Consider the following 24686-nt stretch of genomic DNA (forward strand, 5'->3'; position numbering starts at 1 on the left):
GCCCATGAGGAAGGCCCCCCGGCTCGCTGCCGGGGGGCTTTCCTCGTACGGTCACGGCTTCCGCGTCAGCCGCCGAACTCCTCCAGGCCCTTCATGGCCTGGTCGAGCAGGGCCTGACGGCCCTCCAGCTCACGGGCGAGCTTGTCGGCCTTGGCGTCGTTCCCGGCGGCGCGGGCCGCGTCGATCTGCTTGCGCAGCTTCTCGACGGCGTCCTGGAGCTGACCGGTCAGACCCGCGGCACGCGCGCGTGCCTCCGGGTTCGTCCGGCGCCACTCGGCCTCCTCGGTCTCCTGGAGCGCCCGCTCCACCGTGTGCATCCGGCCCTCGACCTTCGGGCGGGCGTCACGCGGCACGTGGCCGATGGCCTCCCAGCGCTCGTTGAGGGAGCGGAAGGCCGCACGGGCCGCCTTCAGGTCCGTCACCGGCAGCAGCTTCTCGGCCTCGGTCGCGAGCTCCTCCTTGAGCTTGAGGTTCTCGGTCTGCTCCGCGTCCCGCTCGGCGAAGACCTCGCCGCGCGCCGCGAAGAAGACGTCCTGGGCGCCGCGGAAGCGGTTCCACAGGTCGTCCTCGTGCTCGCGCTGCGCCCGGCCGGCGGCCTTCCACTCCGTCATCAGCTCGCGGTAGCGGGCCGCCGTGTTCCCCCAGTCGGTGGAGCTGGACAGCGACTCCGCCTCGGCGACCAGACGCTCCTTCGCCTTGCGGGCGTCCTCGCGCTGGGCGTCCAGCGAGGCGAAGTGGGCCTTGCGGCGCTTCGAGAACGCCGAGCGGGCGTGCGAGAAGCGGTGCCACAGCTCGTCGTCGGACTTGCGGTCCAGCCGGGGGAGACCCTTCCAGGTGTCCACGAGCGCCCGGAGCCGCTCGCCCGCGGAGCGCCACTGCTCGCTCTGGGCCAGCTCCTCGGCCTCGGTGACGAGCGCCTCCTTGGCGGCCCGCGCCTCGTCGGTCTGCTTGGCCTTCTGGGCCTTGCGCTCCTCGCGGCGCGAGTCGACCGACGCCACGAGCTTGTCCAGCCGGACGCCGAGCGCCGCCAGGTCGCCGACGGCGTGGTGCTCGTCGATCTGCTGGCGGATGTGCTCGATCGCCGTGGTGGCGTCCTTCGCCGAGAGGTCGGTGGTCCTCACACGCTTCTCGAGGAGGCCGATCTCGACCACCAAGCCCTCGTACTTGCGCTCGAAGTAGGCCAGAGCCTCCTCAGGGGTGCCGGCCTGCCACGATCCGACGACCTTCTCACCCTCGGCCGTCCGCACGTACACGGTGCCCGTCTCGTCGACGCGGCCCCACGGGTCGCTGCTCACAGCGCCTCCTCACCATGATGCCGTCGCGGGGTCGTACCCCCCGGGCATCGTCCACAGTTTCCCGGCGGGCCTCGCCCGCCTTCCGCAGCGCGGCCGACAGGCCCACGCTGCACAACGCCAATCTAGGCGAACGGCGGCCCGGCTGTCCGCACTCAGCGCGACCGAAATTCCACGGTCACGCATGTGTGCGGACACCCGGCTCACTTCTTCGTGACAGTGGCCTTCTCGATGGTGACGGGCTTCTTCGGGGCGCCGTCCGAGGCACCGTCCACGCCACCGGCCGCGGCCACGTCCTTGACTGCCTTGAGACCGGCCGCGTCCATCGTCCCGAAGCGGGTGTACTGCGGCGGCAGCTTGCTGTCCTTGTAGACGAGGAAGAACTGCGAACCGCCCGTGCCGGGCTGTCCGGTGTTGGCCATGGCGACCGTGCCGGCCGGGTAGGTCACCTTGCCGTCCGCGCCCGCCTTGCCCAGGGCGTCCAGGTCCTCGTCCGGGATGTTGTAGCCCGGGCCGCCGGTCCCCTCGCCCGTCGGGTCGCCGCACTGGAGGACGTAGATGCCGTCGGTCGTCAGGCGGTGGCACTTGCTCCCGTCGAAGTACTTCTTCGCGGCGAGGTGGTGGAAGGAGTTCACCGTGCGCGGGGTCTTCGCCGCGTCCATCGCGATCGCGATGTCGCCCTCGTTGGTCTTGAGGGACATGGTGTACGTGCCCTTGGCGTCCACGGCCATCTTCGGCTCGGGAGCCTTCGACTCGCTCTGCGTGGGCTCCGGGGTCGGCGTGGTGGGCGAGTCGCCCGAGGCGGCGTCCGAGCCCTTCGAGTCGCCCGTCAGCGCCACCGAGGCGTACACGGCACCGCCGGCCGCCAGCACCACGGCCAGGGAGGCCGCGATGACCGTATTGCGCCGCTTCGCCTTGCGCTGCTTCTCCTCCCGCCGCTGCTGCTGCCGCACGTACTTCTCCCTGGCAAGCTGCCGCCGCCGCTGATCGCTCGTGACCACCGGGTCCGCTCCTGTCGCTCGTCTGTTCCTGCCCTGGCCGGATGTGCCCGTACCGTATACGGGTTGGCTGTGGAACCGGCAGCGCCGGTAGGCTCTGATCTGCCGCATTCCGTGTTTTTCACGAGTTCCGCGCCCCCGTGCCGGACGACATCTAAGGACGAACGTGCTGATTGCCGGGTTCCCCGCCGGGGCCTGGGGGACCAATTGCTATCTGGTCGCCCCCGCCGCAGGCGAGGAGTGCGTGATCATCGACCCGGGCCACCAGGCCGCCCAGGGAGTCGAGGAGACGCTCAAGAAGCATCGGCTCAAGCCCGTCGCCGTCGTCCTCACCCACGGACACATCGACCACGTCGCCTCCGTCGTTCCGGTGTGCGGCGCCCATGACGTCCCCGCGTGGATCCACCCGTCCGACCGGTACATGATGAGCGACCCGGAGAAGGCCCTCGGCCGCTCCATCGGGATGCCGCTCATGGGCGAGCTGACCGTGGGGGAGCCCGACGACGTACGGGAGCTCACCGACGGCGCCGAGCTGAAGCTCGCCGGTCTGGACTTCTCCGTCGCCCACGCGCCCGGTCATACCAAGGGGTCGGTGACCTTCAGGATGCCGGAGACCACGGAGATCCCCTCCGTGTTCTTCTCCGGGGACCTGCTGTTCGCCGGCTCCATCGGACGCACCGACCTTCCCGGCGGTGACATGGACGAGATGCTCGCTTCGCTGGCCCGTGTGTGCCTGCCGCTCGACAACTCGACCGTGGTGCTGTCGGGACACGGTCCCCAGACGACCATCGGCCAGGAGCGCGCCACGAACCCCTATCTGCGGGACGTGGCCGCCGGTCTCGGGAGCACGGACGCTCCCCGACGAGGAATGTGACGAGACTTTCGTGAGCACCTTTCAGGCCCCCAAGGGCACGTACGACCTGATCCCGCCCCGCTCCGCCACGTTCCTGGCGGTCCGCGACGCGATCTCCACGCCGCTGAGGAACTCCGGCTACGGCTACATCGAGACGCCCGGTTTCGAGAACGTCGAGCTGTTCTCCCGCGGTGTCGGTGAGTCCACCGACATCGTGACCAAGGAGATGTACACCCTCACCACGAAGGGCAACGACCACCTCGCCCTCCGTCCGGAGGGCACCGCGTCCGTCCTGCGTGCGGCGCTCCAGGCCAACCTGCACAAGCAGGGCAACCTGCCGGTCAAGCTCTGGTACTCCGGCTCGTACTACCGCTACGAGCGGGCCCAGGCGGGCCGCTACCGCCACTTCTCGCAGGTCGGCGCCGAGGCGATCGGCGCCGAGGACCCGGCCCTCGACGCCGAGCTGATCATCCTCGCCGACCAGGCGTACCGCACGCTCGGCCTGCGGAACTTCCGCATCCTGCTGAACTCGCTGGGCGACAAGGAGTGCCGTCCCGTCTACCGCGAGGCGCTCCAGAGCTTCCTGCGTGGGCTCGACCTCGACGAGGAGACCCTGCGCCGGGCGGAGATCAACCCGCTGCGCGTCCTCGACGACAAGCGCGAGTCCGTGCAGAAGCAGCTCGTCGGCGCCCCGCTGCTCGGCGACTACCTCTGCGACGCGTGCAAGGCGTACCACGAGGAGGTGCGCGCCCTGATCACCGCGGCGGGCGTGGTCTTCGAGGACGACGCCAAGCTGGTGCGCGGCCTGGACTACTACACCCGCACGACCTTCGAGTTCGTCCACGGCGGCCTCGGCTCGCAGTCGGCGGTCGGCGGCGGCGGTCGCTACGACGGCCTCTCCGAGATGATCGGCGGCCCCGCGCTGCCGTCCGTCGGCTGGGCGCTCGGGGTGGACCGCACCGTCCTCGCCCTGGAGGCGGAGGGCATCGAGCTCGATCTCCCCGCTGTCACCAGCGTCTTCGCCGTGGCCATCGGCGAGGAGGCGCGCCGGACCCTCTTCGGCAAGGTCACCGAGCTGCGCAGGGAGGGCATCTCCGCGGACTTCTCGTTCGGCGGCAAGGGCCTCAAGGGCGCCATGAAGGACGCCAACCGCTCGGGTGCCCGCCTCGCCGTCGTCGCCGGTGAGCGCGACCTCGCCGACGGCGTCGTCCAGCTCAAGGACATGGAGTCCGGCGAGCAGCAGGCCGTCGCCGTCGACGCCCTGCTGGACGCGGTACGCGCCAAGCTCGCCTGACGGACCGTACGCACACAGGGCCCGGACCACGCACACGCGCTGGTCCGGGCCCCTGCGCGTTGCCCTTATGCCGGCCTCACTTATCCCCCGCGAACGGTGGGAGGGGTCCCCCGTACGGCAGAATGACCGTGCCCAGACGGTCCGCGAGCGAGGGAAACGGCGACATGACGAAGGCAGCGGTGGACGAAGCCGCGTCCAGCCGGAACGACGGCGGCAGGATCGGTGCGAGCAAGGCCTTCGCCTGGCTGCTCGTGATCACCGGAGCGGCCGGTCTGCTCGCCTCCTGGGTGATCACGATCGACAAGATCAAGCTCCTTGAGGACCCGAACTTCACGCCGGGCTGCAGCCTCAACCCGATCGTCTCCTGCGGCAACATCATGAAGAGCGAGCAGGCGGCGGTCTTCGGCTTCCCGAACCCGATGCTCGGCCTCGTGACGTTCGCCATGGTCATCGCGATCGGCGTCGGCCTGCTCGCGGGCGCCCGCTACCGCCGCTGGTACTGGCTCGGCCTCAACGCCGGCACGCTGTTCGGCGTCGGCTTCTGCACCTGGCTCATGTACCAGTCGCTGTACGAGATCAACTCGCTCTGCCTGTGGTGCTGCCTGGCCTGGGTCGCCACCATCGTCATGTTCTGGTACGTGACCTCGCACAACGTCCGGAGCGGTGTCATCCCCGCCCCCGGCGGCCTGAAGACCTTCTTCGACGAGTTCACCTGGCTCCTGCCCGTCCTGCACATCGGGATCATCGGGATGCTGATCCTGACCCGCTGGTGGGACTTCTGGACCAGCTGACAGCGGGCGGCGCTGTCAGTGGCGTGACCTAGGCTTCATGACTGTGGAGCCCGACCTCTTTACCGCAGCCGCCGAAGACCGCCAGGAGAAGGACCCGTCCAGCAGCCCGCTGGCGGTCCGGATGCGCCCGCGCACCCTCGACGAGGTGGTGGGGCAGAAGCACCTGCTCAAGCCCGGATCGCCGCTGCGCCGACTCGTGGGCGACGGCGACGGAGGCCCCGCCGGCGCCTCCTCCGTGATCCTCTGGGGCCCGCCCGGTATCGGGAAGACCACTCTCGCGTACGTGGTCTCCAAGGCGACCAACAAGCGGTTCGTGGAGCTGTCCGCGATCACCGCGGGCGTCAAGGAGGTCCGGGCCGTCATCGACGGCGCCCGCCGTGCGGTCGGCGGCTACGGCAAGGAGACCGTCCTCTTCCTCGACGAGATCCACCGTTTCTCCAAGGCCCAGCAGGACTCTCTGCTGCCCGCCGTCGAGAACCGCTGGGTGACGCTCATCGCGGCCACCACCGAGAACCCGTACTTCTCGATAATCTCCCCGCTCCTCTCCCGCTCGCTGCTCCTCACTCTGGAGCCGCTCACCGACGAGGACCTGCGCGGCCTGATGGCCCGGGCGCTCACCGACGAGCGGGGGCTCTCCGGGGCCGTGTCCCTCCCGGAGGACGCCGAGGCCCACCTCCTCCGGGTCGCCGGCGGCGACGCCCGGCGCGCCCTGACCGCCCTGGAGGCGGCGGCCGGCGCCGCCCTCGCCAAGCGCGAGCCGGAGATCACGCTCCAGACGGTCGAGGAGATCGTCGACCGCGCGGCCGTGAAGTACGACAAGGACGGCGACCAGCACTACGACGTGGCCAGCGCGCTCATCAAGTCGATCCGTGGCTCGGACGTGGACGCGGCCCTGCACTACCTGGCGCGGATGATCGAGGCGGGGGAGGACCCGCGGTTCATCGCCCGGCGCCTGATGATCTCCGCGAGCGAGGACATCGGCCTCGCCGATCCGAACGCGCTGCCGATCGCCGTGGCAGCCGCGCAGGCCGTCGCCATGATCGGCTTCCCGGAAGCCGCGCTCACCCTGAGCCACGCCACGATCGCCCTGGCCCTGGCCCCGAAGTCGAACGCGGCGACGACCGCGATCGGCGCCGCCCTGGCGGACGTACGGAACGGCCTCGCGGGCTCGGTCCCGCCGCACCTGCGCGACGGCCACTACAAGGGCGCGGCCAAGCTCGGCCACGCCCAGGGGTACGTGTACCCGCACGACGTGCCGGGCGGCATCGCGGCCCAGCAGTACGCGCCGGACACGATCCACGGCCGCCGGTACTACGAGCCCACGCGCTACGGCGCGGAGGCGCGCTACGCGGACGTGGTGGAGCGGGTGCGGGCCCGCCTGAAGGGCGACGAGTAGCACCCGCCGTTCGAGGCCGCCGGCCCCGGGGCGAGGGCGCCCCGGAGACCCGGTACACTGGTCGGGATTGCTGCGTCCCGTGCCCGGCTCCGGTCGGCACCACCAGAACGGGACAGTCAGCCGGAGACCCGGCCCTCGGGCGGGGTTTCCAGGAGTGTCGCGCACCTTCGAGGGTGTCGCGGGTCACCCACCACCACCCGGATCCCGGGAGCGGCGGTGGGTCGTTCGCGTGCTGCACGTATGTGCCCAGACCTGGGAGCGGCTGCCCGGCAGGTCCGTCCTGTACGGACCCGGCGGGTTTCCCGGCTGCGGATGCGACCTCCCTTAACCCTGGTGAAGCCGTTTTCGTTCAGATAGAGAGGTTGGTTCATGCCGAACCAGTCCCGTCCCAAGGTCAAGAAGTCGCGTGCGCTCGGTATCGCGCTGACCCCGAAGGCTGTCAAGTACTTCGAGGCCCGCCCCTACCCGCCGGGCGAGCACGGCCGTGGTCGCAAGCAGAACTCGGACTACAAGGTCCGTCTGCTCGAGAAGCAGCGTCTGCGCGCTCAGTACGACATCTCCGAGCGTCAGATGGCCCGCGCGTACGACCGCGCCAAGAAGGCCGAGGGCAAGACGGGCGAGGCGCTGGTCGTCGAGCTCGAGCGTCGCCTCGACGCCCTGGTCCTGCGTTCGGGCATCGCCCGCACCATCTACCAGGCCCGTCAGATGGTCGTCCACGGCCACATCCAGGTCAACGGTGGCAAGGTCGACAAGCCGTCGTTCCGCGTCCGTCCCGACGACGTCGTGATGGTCCGCGAGCGCAGCCGCACCAAGCCGCTGTTCGAGGTCGCCCGTGAGGGTGGCTTCGCCGCCGACGGTGAGACCCCGCGCTACCTGCAGGTCAACCTGAAGGCCCTGGCCTTCCGCCTCGACCGCGACCCGAACCGCAAGGAAATCCCGGTCATCTGCGACGAGCAGCTGGTCGTCGAGTACTACGCCCGCTGATCCGGGCCCCCGGCGACAGTCGGGGGACGTAGTACCACCCTCGCGGTGTTCAGCCCGCCGCTTCCCCACCCTTACCGGTGGGGGAGCCGGCGGGCTTCCGCGTTCCCGGGACCGTCGCCGCCCGCGCCGTCCGGAAGGGACGCGGAGCCACAGGACCGGCCACCCCCGCCGGCCCGCCGATGGCCGGATCCCGACGGTGCGCGAGCGCCCGCTCCACCGCCGCGTCCAAGGAGAGCCCCCGCCCCTCGCGGAACGCGGCGGCGTACGCCTCCGCCCCCAGCGCCGCGCCCGCGTGCTCCTCGCACAGCGCCCTCGGCCCGTTGAACGACGCGGAACCGAAGAGCCGGATCCCCACGGTGTCCCAGACCGGCACCGTCGCGCCCTGCAACACGGCCGCCTCCACCGGATCGCCCTCGCTCACCGTCACCAGCGCGAGCAGCTCGATCGCGAGGACGAGCCCCACCTGGTCACGGAAGGCGTGGTTGATCGTCACGCACTCGGCGAGCAGCTCCCGCGCCTCCCCGAACTCGCCCCGGGTCCACGCCGAGAACGCGAGCACGTAGAGGGCGTACGCCCGCGTCCAGAGCTCCCCACGCTCCTCGCAGACCTCCCGCACCTCGCGGCAGATCACGACCGCCGCCTCCAGATCGCCCGCGAAGGCCCGCGCCATCGCCAGCTCGACCTGCCCCATCAGCACGTTGCTGTTCAGCTCGCCGAGTTCCCGGTACCCGTCCAGGGCCCGCCCGATCAGCTCCTCCGCCCGCGGCATGTCGTCCGAGAGCAGCGCCAGACAGCCCATCCGGTGCGTCGCGTACGCCTCCGCCAGCGCGTTCCGGGAGGCCCGGGCCCCCTCCCCGCACTCGTGGAGCGCCGCCACCGCGGCCGTACCGTCGCCCTGGAGGATCGTCACGTAGCCGAGCACCCACAGCGCCTTCAGCCGGGCCTCCTCGTGCCCGGACTCCAGCGCGAGCGCCCGCTCCAGCCAGTGCCTGCCCTCCGAGAGTCGCCCGCAGCCCACCCAGGCGAACCAGAGCGTGCCCGCCAGGTGCTGCGCGAGATGCGCGTCCTCGGGGAGTTCGAGGCACAGGTCGAGGGCCGCCCGCAGATTCGGCAGCGCCGCGTCCGTCCGGGCCGCGACCTCCGCCTGGCGCGGGCTGAACCACTCCAGCTCGCACCAGGTCGCCAGCCCCATGTACCAGTCGCGGTGCCTGCGGCGCAGCCGCTCCGTGTCGCCGAGCGCGGCCAGCCACTCCGCCCCGTACGCGGCGACCGTGTCCAGGATCCGGTAGCCCGGACCGGCCGGCGTGTCCTCCCGCACCACCAGCGACTGCGCGAGCAGCCCGCCGAGCAGGTCCAGGATCCCGTCCGGCGGCAGCTCGGCGCCACCGCACACGTACTCCACCGCCTCCAGGTCGAAGGTGCCGGCGAACACGGAGAGCCGCGCCCACAGCAGGCGCTCCTCCGGGGTGCACAGCTCGTGGCTCCAGCCGATCGCCGTGCGCAGGGTCTGGTGGCGGGGGAGCGCCCCGCGCGCGCCGACCGTGAGCAGCCGGAAGCGGTCGTCGAGACGGCACAGCATCTGCTCGACGGAGAGAAGGGGCAGACGGCCGGCCGCGAGTTCGAGAGCGAGGGGGATCCCGTCGAGCCGACGGCAGAGCTCGCGCGTGGAGTCGTGCACCTGGACGACCGGTGCGCCCGCCTCCGCGGCCCGCTCGGCGAGGAGCGTCACCGCGTCCGCCTCGCTCATCGGTGCCAGCCGGAACACGGCCTCGCCCGCCACGCGCAGCGGGCGGCGGCCCACGGCGAGCACCGTGAGCCCGGGGGCGTGCGCGAGCAGTTCCCCGACCAGCGGCGCACAGCTCTCCACCAGGTGCTCGAAGCCGTCGAGGACCAGCAGGAGCCGCCGCTCCGCGAGATGCTCGATCAGCACCTCGCGCGGGCCCCGCAGTGTGTGGTCGGTCAGCCCGAGCGCCTCGACCAGCGCGTGATCCACCAGATCCGGATCACGGAGCGGTGCGAGCTCGGCGAGCCGCACCTCGTCGCCGTAGCGTTTCTGCGTCTCCGTGGCCGCACGCAGCGCGAGCCTCGTCTTGCCGACCCCACCCACCCCGACGACCGTGACGAGACGCGACTCCTCAAGGAGTCGCGTCAGTTCGGCCTGCTCGGCGGCCCGTCCGACGAACCGGTTCGGCTCCGCCGGGAGATTGCTCCGTCGCATGGGACACGGAGCGTACCCATCCGCACGCGCTCCGTACAATCGGATTCCGCAACTCCCTTCCCACGAGCGGTAATGCGGTACGGCGGGACAGCCCGGGCGCGATAGGGTCGGGTGACTACTTTTGGCAAGGGCCCCAAGGGCGAACGACAGCAGAGAGCGGTGCAGAGTGACCGGTGGAGAGGTTGCCGGGATCCTGGTGGCCGTCTTCTGGGCGATCCTGGTCTCCTTCCTCGCCGTGGTGCTGGTGAGGCTGGCGCAGACGCTCAGGGCGACCACCAAGCTAGTGGCGGACGTGACCGAGCAGGCCGTTCCCCTGCTCGCCGACGCCTCCGCGACCGTGCGCTCCGCGCAGACCCAGCTCGACCGGGTCGACGCCATCGCCTCGGACGTCCAGGAGGTCACCTCCAACGCGTCCGCGCTCTCCTCCACCGTCGCCTCCACCTTCGGCGGCCCGCTCGTCAAGGTGGCCGCGTTCGGCTACGGCGTGCGCAAGGCGCTCGGCCGCGGCCGGGACGGCGAGGACGTGCCGCGGGCCGGCGCGCGACGTACTGTGATCGTCGGCCGTACGGTGCCGTCCGCACGGCGCCGGAAGCAGAAGGGCTGAGCCACCATGTTCCGCCGCACGTTCTGGTTCACGGCCGGCGCAGCCGCCGGCGTGTGGGCCACCGCCAAGGTCAACCGGAAGCTGAAGCAGCTGACCCCCGAGAGCCTCGCCGCCCAGGCGGCGAACAAGGCCGTCGAGACCGGTCACCGGCTCAAGGACTTCGCCCTCGACGTGAGGGCGGGCATGGTCCAGCGGGAGGCCGAACTGGGCGAGGCACTCGGCCTGGACGCATCTGCGGACCAGGACCGCGAGCTTCCGCAGCCGCGCCGCAGGGCAGCGCTCGATCCCACCGCGCGCCCGACCACGACGTATTCAATCCCCACGATCTCGTACAACCGGAATGAGGACCACTGATGGAGTCGGCTGAAATCCGCCGCCGCTGGCTGAGCTTCTTCGAGGAGCGCGGGCACACCGTCGTCCCTTCGGCGTCGCTCATCGCGGACGACCCGACTCTGCTGCTCGTCCCCGCCGGCATGGTGCCCTTCAAGCCCTACTTCCTGGGTGAGGTCAAGCCGCCCTTCACGCGCGCCTCCAGCGTGCAGAAGTGCGTGCGGACGCCCGACATCGAGGAAGTCGGCAAGACCACCCGCCACGGCACGTTCTTCCAGATGTGCGGCAACTTCTCCTTCGGCGACTACTTCAAGGAAGGCGCCATCAAGCTCGCCTGGGAGCTGCTGACCTCCTCGGTGGAGCACGGCGGCTACGGGCTGGACCCGGAGAAGCTCTGGATCACCGTCTACCTGGAGGACGACGAGGCCGAGCGGATCTGGCGCGACGTCGTCGGCGTCCCCGCCGAGCGCATCCAGCGCCTCGGCAAGAAGGACAACTACTGGTCCATGGGCGTCCCGGGACCCTGTGGCCCGTGCTCCGAGATCAACTACGACCGGGGTCCCGACTTCGGCGTCGAGGGCGGCCCGGCCGTCAACGACGAGCGGTACGTGGAGATCTGGAACCTGGTCTTCATGCAGTACGAGCGCGGCGAGGGCTCCGGCAAGGACGACTTCCCGATCCTCGGCGAGCTGCCGTCGAAGAACATCGACACGGGCCTCGGCCTGGAGCGCCTGGCGATGATCCTCCAGGGCGTCCAGAACATGTACGAGACGGACACCCTCCAGGTCGTCATCGACAAGGCCACCGAGCTCACCGGCGTCGCCTACGGCAAGGCCCACGACAGCGACGTCTCGCTGCGCGTGGTCGCCGACCACATGCGTACGTCCGTCATGCTCATCGGCGACGGCGTCACCCCCGGCAACGAGGGCCGCGGCTACGTGCTGCGCCGCATCATGCGCCGCGCCGTCCGCAACATGCGCCTGCTCGGCGCCACCGGCCCGGTCGTCCAGGAGCTCGTGGACACCGTGATCGACACGATGGGCGAGCAGTACCCGGAGCTGGTCACCGACCGCAAGCGCATCGAGACGGTCGCCCTCGCCGAAGAGGCCGCCTTCCTGAAGGCCCTCAAGGGCGGCACGAACATCCTCGACACCGCCGTCACCGAGACCAAGGCCGCCGGCGGCACGATCCTCTCCGGCGACAAGGCGTTCCTGCTCCACGACACCTGGGGCTTCCCGATCGACCTCACCCTGGAGATGGCCTCCGAGCAGGGCCTCTCCGTGGACGAGGACGGCTTCCGCCGCCTGATGAAGGAGCAGCGGGAGCGCGCCAAGGCCGACGCCAAGGCCAAGAAGACCGGTCACGCCGACATGACCGCGTACCGGGAGATCGCCGACGGCAACGGCGCCACCCAGTTCACCGGCTACACCAACACCGAGGGCGAGACCACGGTCGTCGGCCTCCTCGTCAACGGCGTCCCCTCGCCGGCGGCCTCCGAGGGCGACGAGGTCGAGGTCGTCCTCGACCGCACCCCGTTCTACGCCGAGGGCGGCGGCCAGATCGCCGACCAGGGCCGGATCAAGCTGCACAGCGGCGCCGTCATCGACATCCGTGACGTCCAGCAGCCGGTCCCGGGCGTCTCCGTGCACAAGGGCTCCGTCCAGGTCGGCGAGGTGACCGTCGGCTCCACCGCCTACGCCACCATCGACGTCCGGCGCCGGACGGCCATCGCCCGCGCCCACTCGGCCACCCACCTCACCCACCAGGCGCTGCGCGACGCCCTCGGCCCGACGGCCGCCCAGGCCGGTTCCGAGAACCAGCCCGGCCGTTTCCGCTTCGACTTCGGTTCGCCGAACGCCGTCCCCGGCACGGTCCTCGTCGACGTCGAGCAGAAGATCAACGAGATCCTCTCGCGCGAGCTGGAGGTCCACGCCGAGGTCATGGCGATCGACGAGGCCAAGCGTCAGGGCGCCATCGCCGAGTTCGGCGAGAAGTACGGCGAGCAGGTCCGTGTCGTCACCATCGGCGACTTCTCCAAGGAGCTGTGCGGCGGCACGCACGTCCGCAACACCTCCCAGCTGGGTCTGGTGAAGCTGCTCGGCGAGTCGTCCATCGGCTCCGGCGTGCGCCGTATCGAGGCCCTCGTCGGTGTCGACGCGTACAACTTCCTCGCCAAGGAGCACACGGTCGTCGCCCAGCTCCAGGAGCTGGTCAAGGGCCGTCCCGAGGAGCTGCCGGAGAAGATCTCCGCCATGCTCGGCAAGCTGAAGGACGCCGAGAAGGAGATCGAGAAGTTCCGCGCGGAGAAGGTCCTCCAGGCCGCCGCCGGTCTTGTCGACTCCGCCAAGGACGTCCGCGGCGTCGCGCTCGTGACCGGTCAGGTCCCGGACGGCACCACCGCCGACGACCTGCGCAGGCTGGTCCTCGACGTCCGTGGCCGCATCTCCGGTGGCCGTCCGGCCGTCGTGGCCCTGTTCACCACGGCCAACGGCAAGCCGCTCACGGTCATCGCCACCAACGAGGCCGCCCGCGAGCGCGGCCTCAAGGCCGGCGAGCTGGTCCGCACGGCCGCCAAGACCCTCGGCGGCGGTGGCGGCGGCAAGCCGGACGTCGCCCAGGGCGGCGGTACGAACCCGGAGGCCGTCGGCGAGGCCATCGCCGCCGTCGAGCGTCTCGTGACGGAGACGGCGTGACGCTGCGTCGCGGCCGCCGGATCGCGGTCGACGTCGGGGACGCCCGGATCGGGGTCGCCTCGTGCGACCCCGACGGGATCCTCGCCACGCCGGTGGAGACCGTGCCGGGACGTGACGTCCCGGCCGCCCACCGGCGGCTCCGCCAGATCGTCGAGGAGTACGAGCCCATCGAGGTCGTCGTGGGCCTGCCCCGCTCGCTCAACGGGCGGGAGGGCCCGGCCGCGACCAAGGTCCGCGCCTTCGCCCGCGAGATGGCCAAGGGCATCGCGCCGGTGCCGGTCAGGCTGGTCGACGAGCGGATGACGACCGTCACGGCGACCCAGGGGCTGCGGGCCTCGGGAGTGAAGGCGAAGAAGGGGCGGTCCGTCATCGATCAGGCCGCCGCTGTGATCATCCTGCAAGCCGCTCTTGAGTCCGAACGGGTATCAGGTAATCCGCCCGGCGAGGGCGTCGAAGTGGTCATCTGATCGCGATACGGTAACGTTCCGCGCGATGCGGCGGTGTTCGAACAATTGCCGCACTACGTAGAGGCGGATCGTCCGGAAGCCTCGCGGCTGTTTGGGGATCGATGACTGAGTATGGACGGGGCCCCGGCTCCGAACCGTGGCACCCCACGGACCCGTTGTACGGGGACCAGGGGTGGGAAGGTCAGCAGCAGTACCAGCAGCCGCAGCAGGCGAGCCAGTACGGCCAGGGCGGCGGTCAGGGGTACGAGGACACCCCGTATCAGCAGCAGCAGTACCAGCAGCAGCCCCCGTACCAGGAGCAGCAGCAGTACCAAGGGCAGCAGTACCAGGACCCGCAGCAGTCCCAGGGCTACGTGGATCCGCAGTACCAGCAGCAGATGCAGCAGCAGTACCAGCAGCACCCGCAGCAACATCAGCAGCAGCAGTACGGGACGGGGTACCCGGGCGGTTACGACACGCCCGGGGACCTCGGACAGCAGTACGACGGCAACTGGGAGTCGGGCCAGGCGGCGATGGCGTACGGCGCGCCCCCGGCCGATCCGTACGGCGGCCAGAACCCCGACTTCTACGGCACCCCCGAGGCGTACCCGCCGCCCCAGCCTCCCGGCCACCGGCAGAACCCGCCGGAGCCGGTGATCGACTGGGCGCCGGAGGAAGAAGCGCGTCCGGAGCCGGAGGAGGAGCAGCACCCCTTCTTCACGGGTGCCGACGACGCGGACGACGACGAGTACGACGAGGAGTCGGCACCGGGCCGCGGCTCCCGCGGCGGCGACCGCGAACGCCGGAGCAAGTCGAAGAAACGCAAGGGCAAGAACGGCGTGGCCTGCCTCGTCGTCGCACTCGTCCTGGCGGGCGGCGTCGGCGGCATCGGCTACTTCGGCTACCAGTTCTGGCAGGGCCAGTTCGGTGCGGCGGAGGACTTCGCGGGCAGCGGCTCGGGCGAGGTCCAGGTCGAGATCCCGAAGGGCGCGCTCGGCAACGAGATCGGCAACATCCTGAAGAAGGCGGGCGTCGTCAAGAGCGTCGACGCCTTCATCTCCGCGCAGCAGAAGAACCCCAAGGGCATCTCGATCCAGGCCGGCGTCTACACGCTGAAGAAGGAGATGTCGGCCGAGAGCGCGGTCGCCCTCATGCTCAACCCGGCGAGCCAGGCCAACTTCGTCATCCCCGAGGGCAAGCGCAACACCTGGGTGTACGACCAGCTCGACAAGCGCCTCGACCTCAAGGAAGGCACCACCAAGGGCATCGCCCGCGCGAAGGCGGACTCCCTCGGGCTGCCCGACTGGGCCAAGAACCACAAGGACGTCAAGGACCCCCTGGAGGGCTTCCTCTTCCCGGCCAGCTACCCGGTCTCCAAGACGGCCAAGCCCGAGGAGGTGCTCCGCAAGATGGTGTCCCGCGCGAACGCGGAGTACACGAAGCTCGACTTGGACGCGAAGGCGAAGGAGCACGGCTTGGAAGGGCCGTGGGAGCTGCTGACGGTCGCGAGCCTCGTGCAGGTCGAAGGCAAGTACAAGCACGACTTCGACAAGGTCGCGCGGGTCGTCTACAACCGGCTCAAGCCGAACAACGTGGAGACCGTGGGCCGCCTGGAGTTCGACTCGACGGTGAACTACCTCAGGGGCACGACCACCCTCGACGTCGGCTCGGTCGAGAAGATGCGCAAGATCAAGGACCCGTACAACACATACGCGTTCGACGTGAAGGGCCTCATTCCCGGCCCCATCAGCAATCCCGGCGTCGAGGCGCTGAACTCGGCGATGAGCCCGGCCGACGGGCCGTGGTACTACTTCGTGTCGATCAACGAGAACAAGACCGTCTTCTCCGTGACCCTCAAGGAGCACAACCAGAACGTCGCGGAGTACGAGAAAGAACGGGAACAGGGCCAGTGAGCAAGCAGCACCGCGCGGCCGTCCTCGGTTCGCCGATCGCCCACTCGCTCTCCCCGGTCCTGCACCGGGCGGCTTACGCCGAGCTGGGCCTCGACGACTGGTCGTACGACCGGTTCGAGGTCGACGAGGCCGGACTGCCCGGCTTCGTCGGCGAGCTGGACGACAGCTGGGCCGGTCTGTCACTGACCATGCCGCTCAAGCGGGCGATCATCCCGCTGCTCGACGACATCAGCGACACGGCCGCGTCCGTGGAGGCCGTCAACACGGTCGTCTTCCGGGAGGACGGCCGCCGGGTCGGCGACAACACCGACATCCCCGGCATGATCGCCGCCCTGCGCGAGCGGGGCGTCGAGAAGGTGGAGTCGGCGGCGATCCTCGGCGCCGGCGCCACCGCCTCCTCCGCGCTGGCCGCGCTCGCCCGGGTCTGCGCGGGCCCCGTCACCGCGTACGTCCGCAGCGAGGCGCGCGCCGAGGAGATGCGCGGCTGGGGCGAGCGGCTCGGCGTGGACGTCCGTACCGCCGACTGGGAGCGCGCGGCCGAGGCCTTCGCCGCGCCGCTGGTCATCGCGACCACCCCGGCCGGCACCACGAACGCCCTCGCCACCGCCGTCCCCGACGCGGTCGGCACGCTCTTCGACGTCCTGTACGACCCCTGGCCGACCGCGCTCGCCGCGGCCTGGTCCGACCGCGGCGGCAAGGTGGTCGGCGGCCTCGACCTCCTCGTCCACCAGGCCGTCCTCCAGGTCGAGCAGATGACGGGCCGCACGCCCGCCCCGCTCGCGGCGATGCGGGCGGCGGGAGAGCGGGCGCTGGCCGCCAGGTAGGCTCGTCTGCGCCGGATCGATCGGCGTACAGGGGGGGAGTACGGGGGATATGGGCGAGGAACTGGTACTGGCGTCCAAGTGGGACATGGGCTTCGACGTGCTGCGCTTCTTGTGGGTGGGGTTCTTCAGCTCGCTGCCCCTCTGGGCGCGGTGCACCGTGCTCGCGCTGTTCGGCGCGACCTTGGTGTACGGCTTCGTCTCCTGGCTGCGGAGTCGTTCCGCCTCCTCCTCGGAGGCCGAGCAACCCGCACCGGAGACCCCTCCGGAGACCCCTTCGGAGACCGCTCCCGAGGTCGTGGAGACCACCCAGGAAGTTGAGACCCGCGTCCGATAGCTGGACCGGGGACCGGGCGACCCGCCCGGACGTGGGAGGATCGGATACGGCGGGCCCGGGCCGCGCACCCGGCCGCGCCGTCGCAGTGCCCAGGCGCGAGCATGAGGAGCATCGTTGAGCAGGTTGCGTTGGCTGACCGCTGGGGAATCCCACGGACCCGCGCTGGTCGCGACGCTGGAGGGTCTTCCCGCCGGCGTCCCCGTCACCACCGAGCTGGTGGCGGACCACCTCGCGCGGCGGCGACTCGGCTATGGGCGCGGCGCCCGGATGAAGTTCGAGCAGGACGAGATCACCTTCCTCGGCGGAGTCCGCCACGGGCTCTCCCTCGGTTCCCCGATCGCCGTCATGGTCGGCAACACCGAGTGGCCCAAGTGGGAGAAGGTCATGTCGGCCGACCCGGTCGACCCGGCCGAGCTGAAGGAGACGGGCCGCAACGCGCCCCTGACCCGGCCCCGGCCCGGCCACGCCGACCTCGCCGGCATGCAGAAGTACGGCTTCGACGAGGCCCGCCCGATCCTGGAGCGCGCCAGCGCCCGGGAGACCGCCGCCCGTGTCGCCCTCGGGGCCATCGCCCGCTCCTTCATCAAGGAGACCGCGGGCATCGAGATCGTCTCGCACGTCGTCGAACTGGCCGCCGCCAAGGCGCCGTACGGCGTCTACCCGACCCCCGCCGACGTCGAGCGGCTCGACGCCGACCCGGTCCGCTGCCTCGACGCCGACGCGTCGAAGGCGATGGTCGCCGAGATCGACCAGGCCCACAAGGACGGCGACACCCTCGGTGGAGTCGTCGAGGTCCTCGCCTACAGCGTGCCCGTCGGCCTCGGCTCGCACGTCCACTGGGACCGGCGCCTCGACGCCCGGCTCGCCGCCGCCCTCATGGGCATCCAGGCCATCAAGGGTGTCGAGGTCGGCGACGGCTTCGAGCTCGCCCGCGTGCCCGGCTCGAAGGCCCACGACGAGATCGTCCGCACCGAGGACGGCATCAAGCGCACCTCCGGCCGTTCCGGCGGCACCGAGGGCGGTCTGACCACCGGTGAGCTGCTGCGCGTCCGCGCCGCGATGAAGCCGATCGCGACCGTCCCGCGCGCCCTCGCCACGATCGACGTCGTCACCGGCGAGGCCACGGCCGCCCACCACCAGCGCTCCGACGTGTGTGCCGTCCCCGCCGCCGGCATCGTCGCCGAGGCCATGGTCGCGCTCGTCCTCGCGGACGCCGTCGTCGAGAAGTTCGGCGGCGACAGCGTCCCGGAGACCCGTCGCAACGTGCAGTCGTACCTCGACAACCTGCACATCCGGTGACCGCCGGACCGCTGGTCGTCCTCGTCGGACCCATGGGCTCCGGCAAGTCCACGGTGGGCGCGCTCCTGGCCGAACGGCTCGGCGCGCCCTACCGGGACACCGACGCCGACATCGTCGCCGCCGAGGGCCGGGAGATCTCCGACATCTTCGTCGAGGACGGCGAGGAGCACTTCCGCGCCCTGGAGCGGGCCGCCGTCCGCGCGGCCGTCGCCGCGCACGAGGGCGTCCTCGCCCTCGGCGGCGGCGCGATCCTCGACGCCGACACCCGCGCCCTGCTCGCCGGGCTGCCCGTCGCGTACCTCTCGATGGACGTCGAGGAGGCGGTCCGCCGCGTCGGCCTCAACACCGCGCGGCCGCTGCTCGCCGTCAACCCGCGCCGCCAGTGGCGCGAGCTGATGGAGGCGCGCCGCCATCTCTACACCGAAGTCGCACAGGTGGTCGTGACCACCGACGACCGCACCCCCGAAGAGGTCGCGGACGCGGTCCTCTCGGCACTGGATCTGAAGAAGGACGCATGACGACGGACCAGGAAGTGACCCGTATCCAGGTCGCGGGCAGCGCGGGCACGGAGCCGTACGAGGTGCTGGTCGGCCGGCAGCTGCTCGGCGAGCTCCCCGCCCTGATCGGCTCCCGGGCCAAGCGCGTCGCCGTGATCCACCCGGAGGCGCTCGCCGGCACCGGCGAGGCGCTCCGCGCGGACCTCGCCGACCAGGGCTTCGAGGCCGTCGCCATCCAGGTGCCGAACGCGGAGGAGGCGAAGACCGCCGAGGTCGCCGCCTACTGCTGGAAGGCGCTGGGCCAGACCGGCTTCACCCGGACCGACGTCATCGTCGGCGTCGGCGGCGGTGCGACCACCGACCTGGCGGGCTTCGTGGCCGCGACCTGGCTGCGGGGCGTGCGCTGGATCGCCGTACCGACCACGGTCCTGGCCATGGTCGACGCGGCCGTCGGCGGCAAGACGGGCATCAACACCGCCGAGGGCAAGAACCTCGTCGGCGCCTTCCACCCGCCGGCGGGGGTCATCTGCGACCTCGCCGCGCTCGACTCGCTGCCGGTGAACGACTACGTCAGCGGGCTCGCCGAGATCATCAAGGCCGGTTTCATCGCCGACCCCGTGATCCTGGACCTCGTCGAGGAGGACCCGGAGGCGGCCCGTACGCCCGCCGGCCCGCGCACCGCCGAGCTGATCGTGCGGTCGATCCGGGTCAAGGCCGACGTCGTCTCCGGTGACCTCAAGGAGTCCGGCCGCCGCGAGATCCTCAACTACGGCCACACGCTGGCCCACGCCATCGAGAAGAACGAGCGGTACAAGTGGCGGCACGGCGCCGCCGTCTCCGTCGGCATGGTGTTCGCCGCCGAGCTCGGCCGGCTCGCGGGGCGGCTCGACGACGCCACCGCCGACCGGCACCGCGCGGTCCTGGAGTCCGTCGGCCTGCCGCTCACGTACCGCGGCGACCAGTGGCCCAAGCTCCTGGAGACGATGAAGGTGGACAAGAAGTCCCGCGGCGACCTGCTGCGCTTCATCGTCCTCGACGGGCTCGGCAAGCCGGCCGTCCTGGAAGGGCCCGACCCGGCCGTGCTGTTCGCGGCGTACGGCGAGGTGGCGGTGTGACCGACCCCCGACCCGTACTGGTGCTGAACGGCCCGAATCTCGGGCGGCTCGGTTCCCGCGAGCCCGACATCTACGGCGCCACCTCGTACAAGGGGCTCGTCGAGTCCTGCCGGGCCCTCGGCGCGGAGCTCGGCTTCGACGTCGAGGTCCGGGAGACCAACGACGAGGGCGAGATGATCCGCTGGCTCCACGAGGCGGCGGACGGCTCGGTCCCGGTGGTGCTCAATCCGGGGGCGTTCACGCACTACTCGTACGGGATGCGGGACGCGGCCGCGCAGCGGACGGCCCCGCTGATCGAGGTGCACATCTCGAACCCGTACACCCGCGAGGAGTTCCGGCACACCTCGGTCGTCGCGGCCGTGGCGACCGGGACGGTGGCCGGCTTCGGGATCGGCTCCTACCGGCTGGCCCTGCGGGCGCTGGCCGAGGAACTGGCCGGCTGACACGGGAGTGGACACGGCCGGGGGCGGGCAGGGCACTACGCGCCGCCCCCGGCCGTTCCCCGTGTGGGGGGCAGGGGCGGTAACGTTCCGGCGTCCCTGATACATCATTCAGTCGTACGAGACGGAGTGGCACCGGATGCAGCACGCAGTGGGGGGCCCGCTGCCACCGCCCGAGCAGTCGCCGGGCCAGGCGCCCGGCACCGGACCCGTGGCAGGCGCCGCGCCAGGGCCCGTCGCGGGACCCGCCTCCGGGCAGGGGGGCGGCGCGCAGGGCGTGCACCCGCCCGTTCCGCCCGCGCCCCCGCAGACCGCCCCGTACCCCGTTCAGTCCGCCGGATCCCGGCTCGGCGTGCACCCCACCCTTCAGGCGGGCGCCCCCCGGCCCCCGCACCCCGCTCCGCTCCCGCACTCCGCGCCGCCCGCCCCGGGCCCCGGCGGACCGGGCTGGGGCGCCCCCGGAGCCGTACCGCAGCACTCGGCGGCCCCTCAGCACCCGGCGGCCCCGCAGCACTCGGCCCAGGCGCCGCTCCGGGCGGACCTCACCGGCCACGTCCCACTGCCTCCCGTGGGCGCGCCCGTCGCACCGCCCGTGGAGCACGGCGGGGGGACCGGCGGCGCGACCCTCGCCGTCCTGCTCATCGGCCCCGCGGGCGCGGGCAAGACGACCGTCGCCCGCCACTGGGCCCAGCGGCGCCGGGTGCCCACCGCGCACATCAGCCTCGACGACGTACGCGAGTGGGTCTGCTCCGGCTTCGCCGACCCGCAGTCCGGCTGGAACGAGCACTCCGAGGCGCAGTACCGGCTCGCCCGCCGCACCTGCGGCTTCGCCGCCCGCAACTTCCTCGCCAACGGCATCTCCTGCATCGTCGACGACGCGGTCTTCCCCGACCGGCCCGTCGTCGGCCTCGGCGGCTGGAAGCGGCACGTCGGCCCCGGCCTGCTGCCCGTCGTGCTCCTGCCGGGCCTGGAGATCGTCCTGGAGCGCAACGCCGAGCGCAGCGGCAACCGACGCCTCTCGGACGAGGAGGTCGCCGCCATCCACGGCCGGATGGCCGGCTGGTACGGCTCCGGCCTGCCGATCATCGACAACTCCACGTACGACGTCGAGACCACCGCGCGCGTCCTCGACGACGTCCTCGCCCGCGCGATAGCGAGCCCGCCCTCCTGGTGACCCGACGGGGACCCGGTCCCCGCACGGTCGGCCGCGCAGAACAGGCCACCGTGCCGAGCTCCTCGTAGGCTCGGAGCATGTCAGAGGTGTATGCGGACCGCCGTGTACGGCTGCGCGATCGGTGCGCGGCCGCGGGCAGCCCGGCGGCCCTGGTCTCCCGCCCCGCCAACGTCCGCTATCTCGCGGGCGGTTCGCCCGCGGGAGCCGTCCTGCTCATCGGCCCCGAGCCGGCCGCGGACGTCCTGCTCTGCCCCGTCGCGCCCGGCGGCGAGCCGGCCGACGGGCGGCTCGACGAGCTGCTCCGGCAACAGGTCCTGCCCGCCGGCGGGGGCGATCCGGCGGTCGCCGCCGTCGACCTCGCCCGCCGGGCGGGCGCCGACGCGCTCGCCGTCGAGGAACACGACCTGACCGTGGCCCGGCACCGCGCGATGGGCTCCGTCGCGCCCGGGCTCCACCTCGCCGACCTCGCCTGCGCCGTGGAACAGCTCAGGATCGTCAAGGACGAGGACGAGATCGCCTGCCTGCGGATCGCCGCCGAGATCGCCGACCAGGCCCTCGGCGAGCTTCTGGAGTCGATCCTGGTGGGGCGGACCGAGCGCCATCTCGCCCTGGAACTGGAGCGGCGGCTCGTCGACCACGGCGCTGACGGAGCGGCCTTCGCGACGTCGGTGGCGACCGGCCCGCACTCCGGGCGCCGAAGGCACCGGCCCACCGACCGCCGGGTCGAGGAGGGTGATTTCCTCTCCGTCTGCCTCGGCGCCGACTACCGCGGCTACCGGTGCGAGATCGGTCGCACCTTCGTCATCGGCACGACGCCCGCCGACTGGCAGATCGAGCTGTACGAGCTCGTCTTCGCCGCTCAGCGGGCCGGACGCGAGTCCCTCGCACCGGGCGCCGAGTACCGCGACGTGGACCGGGCGGCCCGCCAGATCCTGGACGCCGGAGGCCACGGGGAGGCCGCCGTGCCGCTCACCGGGCACGGGGTGGGGCTCGAAATCGACGAGGACCCGCAGCTCTCACCCTCGGCCATGGGTAAACTGGACGCTTGTGTGCCGGTCACCGTCGAACCGGGGGTCCACCTCCCGGGCCGGGGCGGGGTCCGGATCGATGACACGCTCGTCGTACGCCAGGAGGCGGACGGCGGACCCGAGCTACTCACCATCACGACCAAGGAGCTGCTCGCGCTGTAAGGCGCGTACGCCTCCACGGTCCTACGTCAGTCCAGGAGATTCCGCAACCGTGGCTTCCACGAACGACCTCAAGAACGGCATGGTGCTCAAGCTCGAAGGCGGCCAGCTCTGGGCCGTCGTCGAGTTCCAGCACGTCAAGCCCGGCAAGGGCCCGGCCTTCGTGCGCACCAAGCTCAAGAACGTGCTGTCCGGCAAGGTCGTCGACAAGACCTTCAACGCCGGTGTGAAGGTCGAGACGGCCACCATCGACCGCCGCGACATGCAGTTCTCCTACATGGACGGCGACTACTTCGTCTTCATGGACATGGAGACCTACGACCAGCTGCACGTCGACCGCAAGTCGGTGGGCGACGCCGCGAACTTCCTCATCGAGGGCTTCACCGCCTCGGTCGCGCAGCACGAGGGCTCGGTGCTCTACGTCGAGCTCCCCGCCGCCGTCGTGCTGACGATCGAGCACACCGACCCGGGCGTCCAGGGCGACCGCTCCACCGGTGGCACCAAGCCCGCCAAGCTGGTGACCGGTCACGAGATCCAGGTCCCGCTCTTCATCACCACCGGTGAGAAGGTCAAGGTCGACACCCGCACCAGCGACTACCTCGGCCGGGTGAACGACTAACCGTGGCCGCTCGGAGCAAGGCCCGCAAGCGCGCCTTCCAGATCCTCTTCGAGGCCGACCAGCGCGACGCCTCCGTCCAGGAGGTCCTCGCGGACCAGGTCCGGCTCGCGCGGTCGGACGACCGTCAGCCGCCGGTCACCGACTTCACCATGCAGCTGGTCGAGGGGTACGCGGCGCACATCCACCGCATCGACGAGCTCATCGCCACCTACGCGGTGGACTGGGACCTCGACCGGATGCCGGTCGCCGACCGGAACATCGTGCGCCTCGGTGCGTACGAGCTGATCTGGGAGGACGGGACGCCGGACGCGGTCGCGATCGACGAAGCGGTCCAGCTCGCCAAGGAGTTCTCCACCGACGAGTCCCCGAACTTCGTCAACGGCCTGCTGGCGCGCTTCAAGGACTTGAAGCCGCGCCTCCGCCGGGACGCGGACGTCTGAGTCCGCAGCCCGTCACCGGCCGCCGAAGGGGCCCGCAGCGCTCACGCTGCGGGCCCCTTCGGCGTGTCCGGGCACTCCGGGGCACCGGAGGGCTCCGGAGGCCCTGAGCGGCCCGTACAGGCCGGAGAAAGCACCGAGCCCGTGGACGTCGGATGACGTCCACGGGCCCGGCGGTACGTTTCTGCTGGTGCCTCGGAAGGGCAGCGGAAGGGTCAGTTCTCCTCGTGGGCGACCGCGCGGCGCGCGTCCGCGTCGAGGACGCCCCAGCTGATCAGCTGCTCGGTGAGGACCGAGGGGGACTGGTCGTAGATGACGGCCAGGGTGCGCAGGTCGTCCTGGCGGATCGACAGCACCTTGCCGTTGTAGTCGCCGCGCTGCGACTGGATCGTCGCCGCGTAGCGCTGGAGGGGGCCGGCCTTCTCCTGGGGGACGTGCGCGAGGCGCTCCAGGTCCAGGACCAGCTTCGGCGGCGGCTCGGCGGCCCCGCCCGGGGTCGTGCCCGGCAGGAGCTCCTGCACCGGCACCCCGTAGAAGTCGGCCAGCTCGGCGAGACGCTGCACGGTCACCGCGCGGTCACCACGCTCGTACGACCCGACGACCACGGCCTTCCAGCGGCCCTGGGACTTCTCCTCCACCCCGTGGAGGGAAAGACCCTGCTGGGTGCGGATGGCACGGAGTTTGGCCCCGAGCTGCTTTGCGTATTCGCTGGACATAACGCTCCCGGACGCTGTGACGACATGCGGCTGCGCCGCGCGGCTGGTAACTCACTGTGAGGTTACGCAGCGTTACGCTTGCCCGTCAAGCCGAAAGGTCCGTACCGCCCCCTCCCGGGGGACGTCGCCCGGGGTGACGGCGGGGGCGTCGGAGGCGCGACCGCTCGCCCCTGGTAGTGTGAGTCGCGCAAATCCGACGTCCTTTAAGAGCCGTCCCGTGAGGCGGAGAAGG

Annotated in this window: 24 protein-coding genes; 20 read left to right on the top strand and 4 right to left on the bottom strand. The window is 71.3% G+C overall.

The window, feature by feature from the left end:
• Positions 1–65: 65 nt before the first annotated feature.
• Positions 66–1295, bottom strand: coding sequence for a DUF349 domain-containing protein (locus tag OG357_RS32440; protein WP_329624505.1), 1230 nt, complete (start codon positions 1293–1295; stop codon positions 66–68).
• A 200-nt stretch (positions 1296–1495) separates the two neighbouring features.
• A complete protein-coding gene (locus tag OG357_RS32445; RefSeq protein WP_329624506.1) occupies positions 1496–2293 on the bottom strand; it encodes a peptidylprolyl isomerase in 798 nt (265 codons plus the stop codon).
• 163 nt (positions 2294–2456) lie between these two features.
• Here OG357_RS32445 and OG357_RS32450 point away from each other — a divergent pair, with 163 nt between their 5' ends.
• The 5 genes from OG357_RS32450 (at position 2457) to rpsD (ending at position 7608) form a co-directional block, all read left to right on the top strand.
• The gene (locus OG357_RS32450) at positions 2457–3164 is read left to right on the top strand and encodes an MBL fold metallo-hydrolase (RefSeq protein WP_030316256.1); all 708 of its coding nucleotides are present in this window, start codon (positions 2457–2459) and stop codon (positions 3162–3164) included.
• Positions 3165–3174: 10 nt separating this feature from the next.
• Positions 3175–4437 carry a histidine--tRNA ligase gene (hisS, locus tag OG357_RS32455; protein ID WP_329624507.1) on the top strand — a complete coding sequence of 421 codons (1263 nt, stop codon included), beginning with the start codon at positions 3175–3177 and terminating at the stop codon, positions 4435–4437.
• A 164-nt stretch (positions 4438–4601) separates the two neighbouring features.
• A complete protein-coding gene (locus OG357_RS32460) occupies positions 4602–5228 on the top strand; it encodes a vitamin K epoxide reductase family protein (protein WP_329624508.1) in 627 nt (208 codons plus the stop codon).
• A gap of 43 nt (positions 5229–5271) precedes the next feature.
• Positions 5272–6624, top strand: coding sequence for a replication-associated recombination protein A (locus tag OG357_RS32465; RefSeq protein ID WP_329625762.1), 1353 nt, complete (start codon positions 5272–5274; stop codon positions 6622–6624).
• A gap of 369 nt (positions 6625–6993) precedes the next feature.
• Positions 6994–7608 carry a 30S ribosomal protein S4 gene (gene rpsD, locus OG357_RS32470; RefSeq protein WP_024758279.1) on the top strand — a complete coding sequence of 205 codons (615 nt, stop codon included), beginning with the start codon at positions 6994–6996 and terminating at the stop codon, positions 7606–7608.
• Positions 7609–7657: 49 nt separating this feature from the next.
• On the opposite strand, the gene OG357_RS32475 is transcribed toward rpsD, so the two are convergent.
• Complete coding sequence (locus OG357_RS32475) at positions 7658–9826, bottom strand: ATP-binding protein (protein ID WP_329624509.1); 2169 nt, start codon at positions 9824–9826, stop codon at positions 7658–7660.
• Positions 9827–9992: 166 nt separating this feature from the next.
• Between OG357_RS32475 and OG357_RS32480 the strand changes: the two genes are divergently transcribed.
• From OG357_RS32480 to nusB, 15 genes are all read left to right on the top strand, one after another.
• Positions 9993–10430 (top strand): DUF948 domain-containing protein, encoded by a 438-nt coding sequence (locus OG357_RS32480; protein ID WP_329624510.1) that lies wholly within the window; start codon positions 9993–9995, stop codon positions 10428–10430.
• Between the two features lie 6 nt (positions 10431–10436).
• Positions 10437–10784: a DUF6167 family protein gene (locus tag OG357_RS32485; RefSeq protein WP_329624511.1), complete on the top strand. Its 348-nt coding sequence runs from the start codon at positions 10437–10439 to the stop codon at positions 10782–10784.
• Positions 10784–13453 (top strand): alanine--tRNA ligase, encoded by a 2670-nt coding sequence (gene alaS, locus OG357_RS32490; RefSeq protein ID WP_329624512.1) that lies wholly within the window; start codon positions 10784–10786, stop codon positions 13451–13453. The genes OG357_RS32485 and alaS overlap by 1 nt, the downstream gene beginning before the upstream one ends.
• Entirely contained in the window at positions 13450–13920 is a 471-nt protein-coding gene (gene ruvX / locus OG357_RS32495) for a Holliday junction resolvase RuvX (RefSeq protein ID WP_024758274.1), read from the top strand. The genes alaS and ruvX overlap by 4 nt, the downstream gene beginning before the upstream one ends.
• A 101-nt stretch (positions 13921–14021) precedes the next feature.
• Complete coding sequence (gene mltG, locus OG357_RS32500) at positions 14022–15812, top strand: endolytic transglycosylase MltG (RefSeq protein ID WP_329624513.1); 1791 nt, start codon at positions 14022–14024, stop codon at positions 15810–15812.
• Complete coding sequence (locus OG357_RS32505) at positions 15809–16636, top strand: shikimate dehydrogenase (RefSeq protein WP_329624514.1); 828 nt, start codon at positions 15809–15811, stop codon at positions 16634–16636. The genes mltG and OG357_RS32505 overlap by 4 nt, the downstream gene beginning before the upstream one ends.
• Positions 16637–16685: 49 nt before the next feature.
• On the top strand, positions 16686–16970 hold the full coding sequence (locus OG357_RS32510) for a hypothetical protein (protein ID WP_329624515.1): 285 nt from the start codon (positions 16686–16688) through the stop codon (positions 16968–16970).
• A gap of 114 nt (positions 16971–17084) precedes the next feature.
• Complete coding sequence (gene aroC, locus OG357_RS32515; RefSeq protein WP_329624516.1) at positions 17085–18269, top strand: chorismate synthase; 1185 nt, start codon at positions 17085–17087, stop codon at positions 18267–18269.
• The gene (locus OG357_RS32520; RefSeq protein WP_329624517.1) at positions 18266–18787 is read left to right on the top strand and encodes a shikimate kinase; all 522 of its coding nucleotides are present in this window, start codon (positions 18266–18268) and stop codon (positions 18785–18787) included. Before aroC ends, OG357_RS32520 begins: the two co-directional genes overlap by 4 nt.
• Positions 18784–19881 (top strand): 3-dehydroquinate synthase, encoded by a 1098-nt coding sequence (aroB, locus tag OG357_RS32525; RefSeq protein WP_329624518.1) that lies wholly within the window; start codon positions 18784–18786, stop codon positions 19879–19881. Before OG357_RS32520 ends, aroB begins: the two co-directional genes overlap by 4 nt.
• Positions 19878–20324 (top strand): type II 3-dehydroquinate dehydratase, encoded by a 447-nt coding sequence (gene aroQ / locus OG357_RS32530; RefSeq protein WP_317593782.1) that lies wholly within the window; start codon positions 19878–19880, stop codon positions 20322–20324. Before aroB ends, aroQ begins: the two co-directional genes overlap by 4 nt.
• A 136-nt stretch (positions 20325–20460) precedes the next feature.
• Complete coding sequence (locus OG357_RS32535) at positions 20461–21495, top strand: AAA family ATPase (protein WP_329624519.1); 1035 nt, start codon at positions 20461–20463, stop codon at positions 21493–21495.
• A gap of 77 nt (positions 21496–21572) precedes the next feature.
• Complete coding sequence (locus OG357_RS32540) at positions 21573–22685, top strand: aminopeptidase P family protein (protein WP_329624520.1); 1113 nt, start codon at positions 21573–21575, stop codon at positions 22683–22685.
• Positions 22686–22734: 49 nt separating this feature from the next.
• Entirely contained in the window at positions 22735–23301 is a 567-nt protein-coding gene (efp, locus tag OG357_RS32545) for an elongation factor P (protein WP_329624521.1), read from the top strand.
• Positions 23302–23303: 2 nt separating this feature from the next.
• On the top strand, positions 23304–23741 hold the full coding sequence (gene nusB / locus OG357_RS32550; protein ID WP_329624522.1) for a transcription antitermination factor NusB: 438 nt from the start codon (positions 23304–23306) through the stop codon (positions 23739–23741).
• Between the two features lie 212 nt (positions 23742–23953).
• Here nusB and bldD read toward each other — a convergent pair whose 3' ends face one another.
• Entirely contained in the window at positions 23954–24454 is a 501-nt protein-coding gene (gene bldD / locus OG357_RS32555) for a transcriptional regulator BldD (RefSeq protein WP_015032294.1), read from the bottom strand.
• Positions 24455–24686: the final 232 nt, after the last annotated feature.

Source organism: Streptomyces sp. NBC_01255, assembly GCF_036226445.1.
In the GTDB taxonomy this organism is placed as follows: domain Bacteria; phylum Actinomycetota; class Actinomycetes; order Streptomycetales; family Streptomycetaceae; genus Streptomyces.

What these genes read in the sequence shown, in the direction of transcription:
- OG357_RS32460 (WP_329624508.1), top strand. Translation starts at nt 4,602, where the DNA reads ATGACGAAGGCAGCGGTGGACGAAGCCGCGTCCAGCCGGAACGACGGC.
- alaS (WP_329624512.1), top strand. Translation starts at nt 10,784, where the DNA reads ATGGAGTCGGCTGAAATCCGCCGCCGCTGGCTGAGCTTCTTCGAGGAG.
- OG357_RS32510 (WP_329624515.1), top strand. Translation starts at nt 16,686, where the DNA reads ATGGGCGAGGAACTGGTACTGGCGTCCAAGTGGGACATGGGCTTCGAC.
- OG357_RS32540 (WP_329624520.1), top strand. Translation starts at nt 21,573, where the DNA reads ATGTCAGAGGTGTATGCGGACCGCCGTGTACGGCTGCGCGATCGGTGC.
- OG357_RS32535 (WP_329624519.1), top strand. Translation starts at nt 20,461, where the DNA reads ATGCAGCACGCAGTGGGGGGCCCGCTGCCACCGCCCGAGCAGTCGCCG.
- rpsD (WP_024758279.1), top strand. Translation starts at nt 6,994, where the DNA reads ATGCCGAACCAGTCCCGTCCCAAGGTCAAGAAGTCGCGTGCGCTCGGT.
- bldD (WP_015032294.1), bottom strand. Translation starts at nt 24,454, where the DNA reads ATGTCCAGCGAATACGCAAAGCAGCTCGGGGCCAAACTCCGTGCCATC.
- mltG (WP_329624513.1), top strand. Translation starts at nt 14,022, where the DNA reads ATGACTGAGTATGGACGGGGCCCCGGCTCCGAACCGTGGCACCCCACG.
- OG357_RS32485 (WP_329624511.1), top strand. Translation starts at nt 10,437, where the DNA reads ATGTTCCGCCGCACGTTCTGGTTCACGGCCGGCGCAGCCGCCGGCGTG.
- OG357_RS32475 (WP_329624509.1), bottom strand. Translation starts at nt 9,826, where the DNA reads ATGCGACGGAGCAATCTCCCGGCGGAGCCGAACCGGTTCGTCGGACGG.
- aroB (WP_329624518.1), top strand. Translation starts at nt 18,784, where the DNA reads ATGACGACGGACCAGGAAGTGACCCGTATCCAGGTCGCGGGCAGCGCG.